This is a genomic window from Pseudomonas sp. LB3P58, assembly GCF_054897895.1.
Genome location: NZ_JBUBVE010000001.1, coordinates 1,743,112 through 1,756,018, shown reverse-complemented (window position 1 = coordinate 1,756,018; position 12,907 = coordinate 1,743,112). Strand labels below are relative to the sequence as shown.

10 protein-coding genes are annotated in these 12,907 nt (G+C 61.8%); 6 read left to right on the top strand and 4 right to left on the bottom strand.

All coding sequences use genetic code 11. The features are described 5' to 3' along the window. Positions 1–193: 193 nt before the first annotated feature. Positions 194–1,315 carry an LLM class flavin-dependent oxidoreductase gene (locus tag ACYZTZ_RS08205; RefSeq protein WP_056745006.1) on the bottom strand — a complete coding sequence of 374 codons (1,122 nt, stop codon included), beginning with the start codon at positions 1,313–1,315 and terminating at the stop codon, positions 194–196. 121 nt (positions 1,316–1,436) lie between these two features. Then, complete coding sequence (locus ACYZTZ_RS08200) at positions 1,437–2,621, bottom strand: acyl-CoA dehydrogenase family protein (RefSeq protein ID WP_461997782.1); 1,185 nt, start codon at positions 2,619–2,621, stop codon at positions 1,437–1,439. A gap of 744 nt (positions 2,622–3,365) precedes the next feature. Between ACYZTZ_RS08200 and ACYZTZ_RS08195 the strand changes: the two genes are divergently transcribed. From ACYZTZ_RS08195 to ACYZTZ_RS08170, 6 genes are all read left to right on the top strand, one after another. After that, positions 3,366–3,881: a flavin reductase family protein gene (locus tag ACYZTZ_RS08195; RefSeq protein WP_056744756.1), complete on the top strand. Its 516-nt coding sequence runs from the start codon at positions 3,366–3,368 to the stop codon at positions 3,879–3,881. A gap of 9 nt (positions 3,882–3,890) precedes the next feature. Further along, a complete protein-coding gene (locus ACYZTZ_RS08190) occupies positions 3,891–5,570 on the top strand; it encodes an FAD-binding protein (protein ID WP_461997781.1) in 1,680 nt (559 codons plus the stop codon). Next, positions 5,558–6,313, top strand: a complete 756-nt coding sequence (locus ACYZTZ_RS08185; RefSeq protein ID WP_046049827.1) for a glucose 1-dehydrogenase — start codon at positions 5,558–5,560, stop codon at positions 6,311–6,313. Before ACYZTZ_RS08190 ends, ACYZTZ_RS08185 begins: the two co-directional genes overlap by 13 nt. A gap of 13 nt (positions 6,314–6,326) precedes the next feature. Continuing rightward, on the top strand, positions 6,327–7,409 hold the full coding sequence (locus ACYZTZ_RS08180) for a 2Fe-2S iron-sulfur cluster-binding protein (protein ID WP_461997780.1): 1,083 nt from the start codon (positions 6,327–6,329) through the stop codon (positions 7,407–7,409). 99 nt (positions 7,410–7,508) lie between these two features. Further along, positions 7,509–8,255: an SDR family NAD(P)-dependent oxidoreductase gene (locus tag ACYZTZ_RS08175; RefSeq protein ID WP_461997779.1), complete on the top strand. Its 747-nt coding sequence runs from the start codon at positions 7,509–7,511 to the stop codon at positions 8,253–8,255. Positions 8,256–8,325: 70 nt separating this feature from the next. Beyond that, entirely contained in the window at positions 8,326–9,906 is a 1,581-nt protein-coding gene (locus ACYZTZ_RS08170) for a FadD3 family acyl-CoA ligase (RefSeq protein ID WP_461997778.1), read from the top strand. 144 nt (positions 9,907–10,050) lie between these two features. On the opposite strand, the gene ACYZTZ_RS08165 is transcribed toward ACYZTZ_RS08170, so the two are convergent. Then, complete coding sequence (locus tag ACYZTZ_RS08165) at positions 10,051–10,929, bottom strand: SDR family NAD(P)-dependent oxidoreductase (RefSeq protein ID WP_461997777.1); 879 nt, start codon at positions 10,927–10,929, stop codon at positions 10,051–10,053. Then, the gene (locus ACYZTZ_RS08160) at positions 10,926–12,668 is read right to left on the bottom strand and encodes an FAD-dependent oxidoreductase (RefSeq protein ID WP_461997776.1); all 1,743 of its coding nucleotides are present in this window, start codon (positions 12,666–12,668) and stop codon (positions 10,926–10,928) included. Before ACYZTZ_RS08160 ends, ACYZTZ_RS08165 begins: the two co-directional genes overlap by 4 nt. Positions 12,669–12,907: the final 239 nt, after the last annotated feature.

The following is a 12,907-nucleotide window of genomic DNA, read 5'->3' as shown; positions in this document are numbered from 1 at the left end:
GGGTTTGAGCGGGGGGAACATCGTCCAATGGGACTAGCGGAAATGATTGGGGCGGGCATAAAAACATGTGGGAGCGGGCTTGCTCGCGAAGAGGCCATATCAGTCAACATTGATGTTGAATGTAAGACCGCCTTCGCGAGCAAGCCCGCTCCCACAGGGGTGATGGGGTGTTCAGATGCTTAAGTGACGGGTTTTAAGCCTTGCGGAAATGCGGGATCACTTTCTCGCCAATGTTGCGCAGGGTCTCCAGTTGCGCCCATTGCGGCACGGTGCCCATCTGGCAGATGAACAGGATTTCGTCGGCGCCGGCGTCGATCAGGCGCTGCACGTAACCGATGCAATCCTCGACGGTGCCGTAGGCGTGGTTGGGGTTCATCATCGCCATGGTCGGGTCGGAGAAATCGACGCTGACTTCTTCCGAGGCGAAGCGCGACTTGATCACGCTCTGGCCGTTACCATCGACGAAGGTGTCGTCCTTCCACTTCTCCGGGTCCGGGCGCTCACCACCGCCGTACCAATAGCCCAACGATTCCATGAAGTAACGCTGGCCACGAATGCCAATGCGGCGCGCCTCTTCGTTGTCTTCAAGCACGATGGCCGGGCACAGCGCGGCAATGTGGCGGTTGGGGCGGAAGCCCACCTGCTGCTTCTCATCGCGGTTATCAAAGGCTTCGTGATAGACCTCGACCTTCTTGGCAATTTCTTCCGGGCCACCGAAGCCCAGCACCAATGCACCCATTGCGCGACCACCAGCCTTTTTCAGCGACTCGGTATTGGTGCAGGCCAGGTACATCGGCGGGTGCGGGTCTTGATAAGGCTTGGGATGGATCGGCCGTTTAGGAATCTGCACGAAGTCGCCGTTGTGTTCTATTTCGTCCTGCACGAACATTTTCGGGATCAGGTACATCATCTCGTCGATCTGCGGCTGCAACGTGGCCAGGTCATAACCAAAGGTGCCGGCCTCCTGCTGGGTGCCACCCTTGCCGACGCCAAAATGCACCCGGCCCTTGGACAACAGGTCGAGGGTCGCGATGCGTTCCGCGACTTTCACCGGGTGGTTCATCGCTGGCGGCAAGCAGACCACGCCATGGCCAATGCCGATGCGTTCGGTTTTGCCAGCGACGAAGGCCAGCATGGTTTCCGGCGCGGACATGTGCGAGTAGTTGCTCAGCGCCGTGTGTTCTACGCACCAGAAGGTGTCGAAGCCAAGCTTGTCGGCCAGCACAGCTTGCTCGACGGTATCTTCGAAAATCTTGCGGTCGCCTTCGCGGCTGGAGTCCACCGTCTGGGCTTCGTAAATCAGTGAAAATTTCATGGTTGATCCTTGTGTTTATTGGATGCGCAGTCGGCGCCAGAGACCTGTGCCTTGCCCCCATGCTCGGGCATCGACGGGGCGCTCGAATCACGCAAACGGACTAGCTGACTCAAAGGGAAAGTCAGAGAAAAAAGTCGCTACTGTCCTGGCCCATGCTGACCCCGCCGAGATTCCAGGCGTACTTGGCCGGGTTGTTCGCGACGTGGGCGCGGCCGGTGTGAATGTCGCGGAATGCCCGGTTGATTGCGTGGCTGCGGAAGATGGTCGAGGCGCCGCTGTTGAACATCAGGTCGGCAACCGCTTTGGCGCACTTGTCGGCCACCAGCGCCGAGTCGTAACGCATCTTCACCCGCTCGGGCATGCTCAACGGCTCTGCGCTTTGGGCCCGTTGCATCATCAGAGCGAAGTTGCGCAGCAGGACAGTTTTGCACTCGTCGACGCAGACCATGGCGTTGGCCAGCGCGGATTGCGCGGCCGGGTCCTGAACCATTTTGCGACCGTCGTTGACCCCGACCCGCGCGCGGTTGTGCTCGACAAACTGATCCACCGCGCCTTGCAGGGCACCAATGGCCGAGGACGACACCGCCCGCACAAAAATCTGCCCAAATGGCAGGCGAAACAGCGACGCGGTGTTCACTGCGTTACCCGGACTGTCCTGCATGAAACCGTCGAACGCCCGATGAGTGCGGTACTCCGGAACGAAGGCGTTCTCCACCAGGATGTCGTGGGAACCGGTGGCTTCCAGGCCCATGACATTCCAGTTGTCGAGCACCTGATAGTCGCTGCGCGGCACCAGGAAAGTCCGGTAATCCGGCGCCCCGCCCGCCTCCTCCGGTGGCACCAACGCCCCCAGGAACACCCAGTCGCAATGCTTGCTGCCGGAAGAAAACCCCCAGCGCCCGCTCAGCTTGAAACCACCCTCGATCCGCTCGACCTTGCCCACCGGCATATAGGAAGAAGAGATCAGCACACTGGAATCGGCGCCCCAGACATCCTGTGCCGCACGGTCATCGAACAGCGCCAGTTGCCAGTTATGGATCGCCACCACCCCCAGCACCCAGGCCGAAGACATGCACCCTTCAGCAAGGGTCATCTGCACCTCGAAGAAGTCCCTGGGCTCCAGTTCATAACCTTCCCAGCGTGATGGCTGAAGGATGCGAAAGAACCCGGCGTCGTGGAAATCCTTCAGGGTCTCTTCAGGCAACTGGCCGGCTTGCGCGGCGTTCTGGGCGCGCTCACGCAGGATCGGCACCAGCTCGCGGGCACGTTGGCTCAGACGCTGGCGAATCAGGTCTTGGTTGAGCATTTTTATTGTTCTCCTCTGTTCACCCCATCCGCCGGGGCGCGCGTGCAGCGGGGCGGATGCAGCACCGGTGGTGCTCGCCTCCACAGCGGCATTCAAGCAATGCGTGGGGCGGTGGGCATCCCTCAAACGGACCATGCGCCTAAGAGAAGAGCGAAAGAATGCAGCCTCCGGTAATTCCTGAAGTCGTTGAGTCAACCCTGAGAGATTGGCTGGCAGATAGACCGCCATCGCGAGCAGGCTCGCTCCCACAGGGGATCGGGGATCGGTGCTCGCCTTTCGCCTTTCGCTCCTCACCACTCAACAGGCCGAGCGTTAGCTCGCCTGCAGCTCTTGATCTTGATCCACCCGCCCCATCGGGAGGCTGAGTGGAGGTGTGCATCCGGGGAGTGGCGCGCAGCGCCGTTCGACGCAGTCGAACACGCTGCATGTAGGTCGTAGCGAAGCAGACCGGAGGGCAGTGTCCCCGGATGGATACCGGAACGAAGGAACGCCGAGCCTAAGCGAGGGGCCGGACGCTCGGGGCGAGCCTTTTTTTGCTTACTTATTTTTGGCGTTTGAAAAAAAGTGAGTCGCCGTAAGGGCGAAACCGTCAGCCGCCATCACCGAAGAAATGGATATGTACACAACCAACAAGAGCCTGGTCGGCCCAGAGGCCGCCAAGGCCTAGTCCCCTCGGACGATGTTACAGAGGGGCGTCAGAGCAAGAATCCATCGCACTCCATGCACAACGAAAGGGCAAGTGCGATGAACGACATCAATCTGAAAGCCGACATGCTCCAGGCCATGCGCCGCCTGGCCAAGTCAGTCACCATAATCAGCACCAGTAACGGCTCCGAGCGCTTCGCCATGGCCGCCACGGCAGTCGACTCCCTCAGCACCGAACCCCCATCACTACTCATCTGCATCAACAAAACCGCCTCCCCCCACGCCGCACTGGCGACCGGCGCAGACTTCTGCGTCAACATCCTCGGCGTCGAACAACAAGACCTCGCCCACCTGTGCAGCGGCGCAATCAAAGGCGAAGCACGATTCGACCGAGGCAACTGGCTGACCAGTGCCGGCGGCATTCCCTACCTGGGAGACGCCCAATCGGCAATCCTCTGCCGGCAAGACGGCCACTTCAGCTACGGCACCCACACCGTCTTCATCGGGCGCATCCTGCAAATCCACACCAGCGAAGCGATCACCCCCCTGGTCTACCTCGACGGCACCTACACCACCACCGCAAAACCCTCAGCCGCCTTCGCTGTCGCGGGCTGAGGCGTGAATATGGACGGCATACAAGGGTTGACGGCATTGCGAGTGAGCAGCGCCGACCAACTGCAATGGGATGATCGCTGCGACTTGCTGGTGGTCGGTTTTGGCGGCGCCGGCGCCTGTGCCGCCATCGAAGCGGCCAGTCGCGGATTGGCGGTGCTGGCGCTGGACCGCTTTGAAGGTGGCGGCGCCACCGCGCTCAGTGGCGGAGTGGTGTATGCCGGCGGCGGCACACCATATCAGCGCCAGGCCGGCTATGAAGACAGCAGCGAAGCGATGTTCAACTACCTGCACCGGGAAGTCGGCGAGGCCGTCAGCAGCCAAACTTTGCGGGACTTCTGCGAAGGCAGCTGTGAGCAACTGGCCTGGCTTGAGCGTCAGGGTGTCGCCTTCGAATCCAGCGTGCCGCCGCAAAAAACCTCGTACCCAAGCGACCAGTACTACCTTTATTACTCCGGCAACGAAGCCGTGCCGGCCTATGCCGCCATTGCCAAACCGGCACCTCGCGGTCACCGCACCAAAGGCCCCGGCATGTCCGGCGCCAGCCTGTTTGCCCCGCTCAAGGCCAGCGCCTTGCGTCACGGTGCGCGCCTGCGCAGCCAGTGCGAAGTGCGCCGGCTGGTGCTCGACACCAACGATCACGTGTTGGGGGTCGAAGCCTGGCACCTGCCGCCTGGTAGCCACGCAGCCCGTCAACATGCCCGGCTGTCACGTTGGGCCAGCGCCATCCACATGTACGCCCCGGCATTGGCCGACCGTTTGCGCGCTCGCTTGCGACGCATCGAACAAACCAGTGCCGAACGCCAGCTGATTCGCGCCGAACAGGGTGTGTTGTTGAGCAGCGGCGGCTTTATCTTCAATCGCGGGTGGGTCCGCCAGCATGCGCCGCAGTATCTGGCCGGTTTGCCGCTGGGGACCACTGGCTGTAACGGCAGTGGAATCGCCCTTGGCCAGAGCGCCGGTGGCAGCGTGGCACGGATGGACAAGGTCAGCGCCTGGCGCTTTATCAATCCACCGCTGGCCTGGGCCCGAGGGCTGATCGTCAATGCTCGGGGTCAGCGTTACGCCAACGAAGAAATCTACGGTGCGACCCTCGGCCACGCGATGGTCGAAGAACAGGACGGTCGCGCGATTCTGATTCTCGACCGGGCGCTGGTGCGCGAGGCGCTACGTCAGGTCGGGCCGGGCAAGGTCTGGCAATTCCAGCGCCTGCCGGTGCTGCTCAATTTGCTGTTCAACGCCCGGCGCAGCAACAGCTTGACGAAGCTGGCCAAGCGTTGCGGATTACCCGTCGAGGCCCTGCGACAGAGCGTGGAAACCTATAGCCGCGCCGCGCGGGGCGAAGTCGTTGATACGTTCGGCAAGTCGCAAGCCATGCTCGCCGACATGGACCAGGGGCCGTGGTACGCCCTCGATCTGTCCTTCGCCAGCCGCCTGTTTCCCTGCCCGGTCATCACCCTTGGCGGGCTGAAAGTCTGCGAGCACAGCGGTCAGGTGCTGGACCACGCCGGTCAGCCGATCCGTGGTCTGTACAGCGCCGGCCGCAATGCAGTCGGGGTCGCTTCCAACCTTTATGTCTCCGGCCTGTCGCTGGCCGATTGCATCTATTCCGGTCGCCGGGCCGCTGCCCATCTGGCCGATCAAGTCGCACTTCAAACCACACGCTCAGGAGAACAACAATGCAACGTGTAGAAGGCAAAGTCTGCATCATCACCGGCGCCGCCAGCGGCATCGGTCGCGAAGACGCCCTGCTGCTGGCCCGTGAAGGTGCCAAAGTGGTGCTGACCGATCTCAACGAAGAAGCCGGACGCCAGGTCGCCGCGGAAATCGGCAGCAATGCGCTGTTCATTCGCCATGACATCGCCAGCGAAAGCGACTGGCAACAAGTGATCAAAACCACCCTGGAACACTTCGGGCGCCTCGACGTGCTGGTGAACAACGCTGCGATTCTGGCCTTGGGCAGCATCGAGGACACCACGCTGGAACTGTGGCAGAAGGTGCAGAAAATCAATGGAGACGGTTACTTTCTCGGCTGCAAATACGCGATCCAGGCCATGAAGGAAACCGGCGGCGGCTCGATCATCAATATGTCGTCGGTGGCCGCGCTGGGCGCGATGCCGATGTTCTGTGCCTACTCGGCGTCCAAAGGCGCGGTGGCGGCAATGACTCGCTCGATTGCCTTGCACTGCAAGCAACAGGGCTACCGCATTCGCTGCAACAGCGTGCACCCGGATGGCGTCAACACGCCGATGACCCAGGCCTTGACCGGCGGCCAGCCGATCCCTCAGGAAGCCCTCGACCAAGACCCGATGAACCGCATGTGCGCGCCCCGGGACATTGCCAATGTGGTGCTGTTCCTCGCCACTGACGAGTCACGTTTCGTCAACGGTGCCGAGATCCGCGTCGACAACGCCCAATTGATCAGCGGGCTCTGAGGCCGAGGTGAACATGGGCACGCAACAGCAGAACCTGACACCGGCCGAATCAGCGACGGGAAGCTACTCATTGCAAGTGTGCGCGGTGATCGACGAGACCTTTGATGCGCGCTCGCTGGTGCTGGATATACCGCCAACCTTGCGTGAGCGCTTTCGTTACAAACCGGGCCAGTTCCTGAGTTTTCGCGTGCCTTGCGCCGGCAAGCTGTTGACCCGCTGTTACTCCATGGCCAGCTCGCCGCTGTCGGATGCGCTGCCCAAGGTCACGGTCAAACGGGTCGAGGGCGGCCGGGTGTCGAACTGGATGAACGAGGTACAGGTCGGTGACTGGCTGGAGGTGTTGCCGCCAGCCGGGCATTTCTGCCTGAACGAGGAGCAATCGGTTGACAGACCGCTGGTGCTGTTCGGCGGAGGATCGGGCATCACCCCGGTGTTTTCGATCCTGAAATCAGTGCTGCACAGCAGCCGGCGGCCGATCAACTTGGTCTACGCCAACCGCGATGAAGCCTCGGTGATTTTCAAGGATGAGCTGCGTCAGTTGATCAAGGCGCATCCTGATCAACTGCACGTGGTGCACGTCCTCGACTCGGTTCAGGGTTTCCTGACCGACGCCCAGGTGCGTCATCTGCTGCAAGGTTCGGCTGGCGGTGATTACTTCATCTGCGGACCGGGGCCGTTCATGGACACCGTGGAGCGCACGCTGCTGGAACAGGGCGAAGCCGCCGAACGCATCCATGTCGAGCGCTTTGTCTCGCCTCCGGATCCCGACGAACTACTCGCCGAAGATACCTTGGCCCGTCTGGCGGCCCTCGGATCACTGTGTGAGGCGTTGATTGTCGAGCTCGATGGTCAGCAACACGAAATTGCCTGCCGCCCCGGCGACACCCTGCTGCAGAGTTGCAAAGCGGCAGGCCTGGACGTGCCCTCTTCTTGCGAAGAAGGTTTTTGCGGGGCCTGCATGTGCGTCGTCCAGGAAGGTGAGATCCAGCTGGCACGCAACGATGTGCTCAGCCCCAAAGAGTTGGCCGAAGGCTGGACGCTGGCCTGCCAGAGCCGTCCAACCGGCGCCCGGGTACGGTTGAAATTCCCGGATTGAACGTCCGTCAGCCATAGTCTCAACGGACGATCACCTTGGCCGGGTCTGCGGTTAGACTCGGCCACAGCATTAGCCCACAACAATAAAAGAGGTGCAGTTATGGCTCGTTTGCAGAACAAGGTCGCGGTGGTTACCGGCGGCGCTTCAGGGATCGGTCTGGCCTGTGTGCGCCGCTTCGCCGCTGAAGGCGCGCAAGTGGTCGGGCTGGACATAGGCACCGCACCGGCGGATTTCCCTGGCCTGTTCATGACCCTCGATGTGCGCGACGAAGCGCAGGTCCAGCAGGTCATGCAAGAAGTCATCGCTCACTTCGGGCGCATCGACGTGCTGGTCAACGCGGCCGGCGTTGCCGATCAGGGCAGCGTGACCCAGACCACCACCGCCAACTGGCAACGGGTGATGGACATCAACCTGACGGGCAGCATGCTCACCAGCAAATACGCGCTGGAATCGATGGTGTCGCAACGCGGCGGTTCGATCATCAACATCGGCTCGATCTTCGGCCTGCAAGGCTGCGACGGCAACGTTGCTTACAACGTCTCCAAGGGCGGCATCAACCAGCTGACGCGCTCGATGGCCATTGATTACGGCTACGCCAATATCCGCGTCAACGGCTTGTGCCCCGGCCTGATCGAAACGCCGATGACCAGCATGGTCCGCGAGCAGGAAGCCTTCCACGCCTTCTTCGCCTCGCAGCACATGCTCAACCGCTCCGGGCAACCGGAAGAAGTGGCCAGCGTCGCGCTGTTCCTGGCTTCAGACGAAGCGTCCTTTGTCAGCGGTCAGATGATCGCCGTGGACGGTGGTTTCTCCGCCGGTCGCCGCTTCGCCCCGCCCGCCGCGTAACGTCTATCCGGCCGGGCACCCTGCCCGGCCACTCCCCTTTTCGCACTTGTCCTCTAGCCGAGGAGGCCCCATGCCGCCTGTCGCAAACGCACTGACCATCGCCCAACTGTTCGCCAACGCTGCCCAGGCCTACGGCGACCGCCCGGCCATCGAGGATGACGGGCGTTCGATCAGCTACCGAGAACTCGACCAGTTGCGCCGCCAAGCCGCCCGCGCGCTGCTGGCAATGAACGTTCAAACCGGGGATCGGGTGGCGATCTGGGCGCCTAATATGTGGGAATGGATCGTGGCCGCCGGCGCGCTACAAAGTGTCGGCGCAGCACTGGTGCCACTCAACACCCGCATGAAAGGCAGCGAGGCGGGTTACATCCTGCGTGAAAGTGGCGCTTGCGTGCTGTTTGCCATCGGTGAATTTCTGGGTGCCGATTACCCGCGCATGCTGGCGTCTGAAGATCTGCCGGCGCTGCGCCAGATCGTCACCTTGCGCAGCGGTGGGTCGGGCACGCTGGGGTGGCAAGATTTTCTCGATCTGGCCGCCGACGTTTCGCAATTGTCCCTGCGAACCCGCGAACAAAGCTTTGGCCCGCAAGCGCTGTCTGACCTGCTGTTCACTTCAGGCACCACCGGCAAGCCCAAAGGCGTTATGACCAACCACAGACAAAACCTGCGGGTGATACGCGACTGGAGCGAGGTGGTGGGTTTGCGTGAGGGCGATCGTTACCTGATCGTCAATCCGTTCTTCCATTCCTTCGGCTACAAGGCCGGTTGGCTGGCGGCGCTGATGCGCGGCTGCACCATCGTGCCGCAGCAGGTATTCGATGTGCAGGCGGTGCTTGAATGCGTCGAGCGCGAACGGATCACCGTGCTGCCCGGCCCGCCGACCCTCTATCAGTCATTGCTTGCCCATCCGCAACGCAGCGAATTTGACCTGTCGTCATTGCGGATAGCGGTGACGGGGGCCGCGGCGATTCCGGTGGAGATGATCCAGCGCATGCGTGACGAACTGGGGTTTGCCACCATCGTCACCGCTTATGGACTTACCGAAGTCTGCGGTTTTGCGACGATCTGCCGTCCTGGTGATTCGCCGGAATTGGTCGCCAACACCAGTGGCCGGGCCATGCCTGGCGTGGAAATCCGCTGCGTTGGCAGCACCGGTCGCAGCCAGCCGGCCAACGTTCCCGGCGAGGTTCAGGTACGCGGCTACAACCTGATGCAGGGTTATTTCAATGATCCGCAGGCCAGCCGGGAAGTCCTCGATGCCGACGGCTGGTTGCACACCGGGGACATCGGCGTGCTCGACGAACAGGGTTACCTGCGCATCACCGACCGCCTCAAGGACATGTTCATCACTGGCGGTTTCAACGTGTACCCGGCGGAGATTGAACACTGTTTGCTGACCTACCCGGGCGTGGCCCAGGTCGCGGTGATCGGCATCCCCGATGAACGTCTTGGTGAAGTGGCAATGGCCTTCCTGCTGCCAGCGCCGGGCATGGAGATCGAGCAGGCCCGATTCCTCGCCTGGTGCCGCGAGCAGATGGCCAACTACAAAGTCCCGCGACGGGTGCGGGTGCTTGAGAGCATGCCGCTCAACGCAGCGGGCAAAGTGACCAAGAATGTGTTGCGTGAGTGGGCATTGCTGCCAGTCAATTAAACGCAATCCCTGTGGGAGCGAGCTTGCTCGCGATAGCGGTCTGACAGTCAACATAGATGTTGAATGTGATGGCCTCATCGTCGGAACGCCGCCCGGAGCAAGCTCGCTCCCACAGGGTTTTGTGTTTGACCTGCCGAATGTGGGCTAGACCACCCGTGCCGGATGCTGCTGGCGCGGGTCGCCGAGCATGGCGCGGTGGGAAGGTGGCTGACGGCCGCCGGCTTCGCTGATGCCGTAACCGGCGGCTATTTCGGCGGTGATTAATGTCTGCCCGGAGAACGTCATCAACTGCGGGTCATTGAGCAATGCGTGAATCACCCGGCCATTGAATTGCGGGGTTTCGGCATCCGCCAGAAAGGCCTTGTATTGCTCGCCATGTTGCTCGCCGGCTATCCGGGTGCGTTCGGTCAGTTGCGGGCCGAGCCATAGCGATAACGCCGCCACGCCCCGCCCCTCGAAGTCGATGGCCATGTCAGCCGCCAGTTTGTCGCAACCCGCCTTTTGCGCACCGTACGCGGGGCCATGCATGTAACACCCGGCACCGAATGACGAGGTGAAACAGATCAGCCCTCGACCGCTGCGCAGCAACAACGGCGCGGCGTGATAACTGGCGATATAAGCCGAACGCAGACCAACGTCGAGGATCCGTACCAGGTCCAGCGGTTTCTCCCAGAAAGGACCCGGCTCGATCAACTGGTCATGAATGAACGCGGCATTGTTCACCAGCAAATCCAGTTGGCCGCATTCCTTTTCAACCCGAGCGAACAGTGCCTGGACTTGCGCATCATCGGCATGATCGCAGACCACCGCGATACCCCGCCCACCTGCCGCAGTAATCGCGGCAGCCGTGTCCTTGAGTGAGCCGCGCAATGCATGCCCATACACATTCGATCCACCGTGCTCCGGCGCACGTCCGGTGACGAACACCGTCATGCCCGCAGCGCCAAGGGCCAGGGCGATGCCCTGACCAACCCCGCGACTGGCGCCCGTCACGACGGCAACTTGTTTAAGTGGCTGATTCATTCGACGCTCCTGAACAGGCTTTTGGCCGAGCTGGTCTCGCTCTGACACTTGATGTGATTGGCCGCCACGTAACCGAAGGTCATTGCCGGGCCGATGGTCGAACCGGCGCCCGGGTACGTGCGCCCCATCATCGAAGCGGCACTGTTGCCGATGGCATACAAACCGTTGATGGGTTGCCCGTCCTCATGCAATACGCGGGCGTGAACATCGGTCAGCAAACCACCCTTGGTGCCGATATCCCCGGCATCAATGCGCACGGCGTAGAACGGACCTTTGAGCAACGGTGCCAGGCAAGGATTGGGCTGCACATTCGGGTCACCGTAGTAGCGATCGAACAGCGATTCACCTTTATGGAAATCTGCGTCGACACCCTGCACGGCCATGCCGTTGAAACGCTGCACCGTACGGGCCAGACCGGCACCGTCGACGCCAATTTTTTCTGCCAGCGCCTGCAAACTCGCAGCCTTGTAAAAGTACTCGCGCAGATGCTCGGGCAGCTGCCAATCGGGCTGCGCGTAGCCTGGCAGTAACGCGCCGCAGGGGTACTTGCGGCGAAATTCGGCGTCGAACACCATCCAGCACGGCACACTCACCGCGCCTTCGCGATTGTTGGCATACATCGCGTAAACGATATCGGTATAGGGCGCGGCTTCGTTGACGAAACGCTCGCCGGCAGAGTTGACCAGCACGCAGCCCGGCAAGGTCCGCTCGACGAACAGTGCACGCTGTTTTTCTTCGCCCTGGACATGAGTGGTCGGCGCCCACCAGCTATGGTCCATCAGCGCGGTGCGAGCACCGATTGCCTGACCGGCGCGAATACCGTCACCGGTATTGTGCGGCGGTGTGGCACTCCAGTTGGCCTGGGACGGCTGCGGCAGATACAGCTTACGCATCGCCTGATTACGCTCGAAACCACCGGCCGCGATGATCACGCCGTAGCGTGCCTTGACGTTGAGTAACTGCCCGTCGCGACAGACGCGAGCGCCGCCAACCCGATCACCAACAAGCAGCAGTTCTTCCAGTGCACAGTTCAGCCAAAGGGACTTGCCGCGGTCCTGCAACGAACAGCGCAAGGCACCGATCAAGGCATTGCCCAGGGTCAGGAAGCGGTCGCGGCGTGACAACCGCCGCCCCTCGCGGTCACGCCAGTAACGCCACATCACCCGCAGCGTCAATCGCAACCAGCCAGGGCCACGGCACAACAGCACCTGCGCCTCTTTCATGGTCATCGCCATGCGTCCCATCATCAGTGTTCCGGGGGATGGCGCACGCATGCGCAGAAATTCCTCACCCAGTTCGGCAGCATCAAACGGTTGTGGGTCCATGGAGCGGTAACCCGGTTTTCCGCCTTCGACTTCCGGGTAGTAATCGGCATAAGCGGGTTGCGCCTCGAAGCGCACGCGGGTCTGTTGTTCAAGGTATTCGACCATCTCGCGGCCGTGTTCGACGTAAGCCTCGATACGCCCGTCATCGATCTCGCCATGGGTCACCGCACGGATATAGGCGATCGCTTCTTCCGCCGAATCACTGCCGCCAAGGGCTTTGATCCGGTGGTTGTCCGGTATCCAGATACCGCCGCCAGACACCGCCGAGGTGCCGCCGTATTCGGCGCTCTTCTCGATCAATAGCGCATTGAGCCCCAGATCGTGGGCACGCAGCGCCGCAGTCATTCCCCCCGCTCCGGAGCCAATCACCAGTACATCGCAGCACTCATCCCATTTGATCCCGGCAGCATTCATGCGATCACCTTTGCTCAGCGCCCATCAGGCAAAAACCGCCGCCGCCAGATCTTCGCCCGGTGCAGTCGGTCTCGGGATTGTTCGCCGCGAGCCCTGAACGGTCATCGTCCGATGGGACTAAGGCGATGGGCGCCCCAGCCCCGTGCAAATCGCTTAGTCCGCTTGGACGATGTTGCGCCACAAAGCTGACTCCATAGTCGCCCACAGCACCAATCACCCCCCTGAAATGCAGGTCGGGC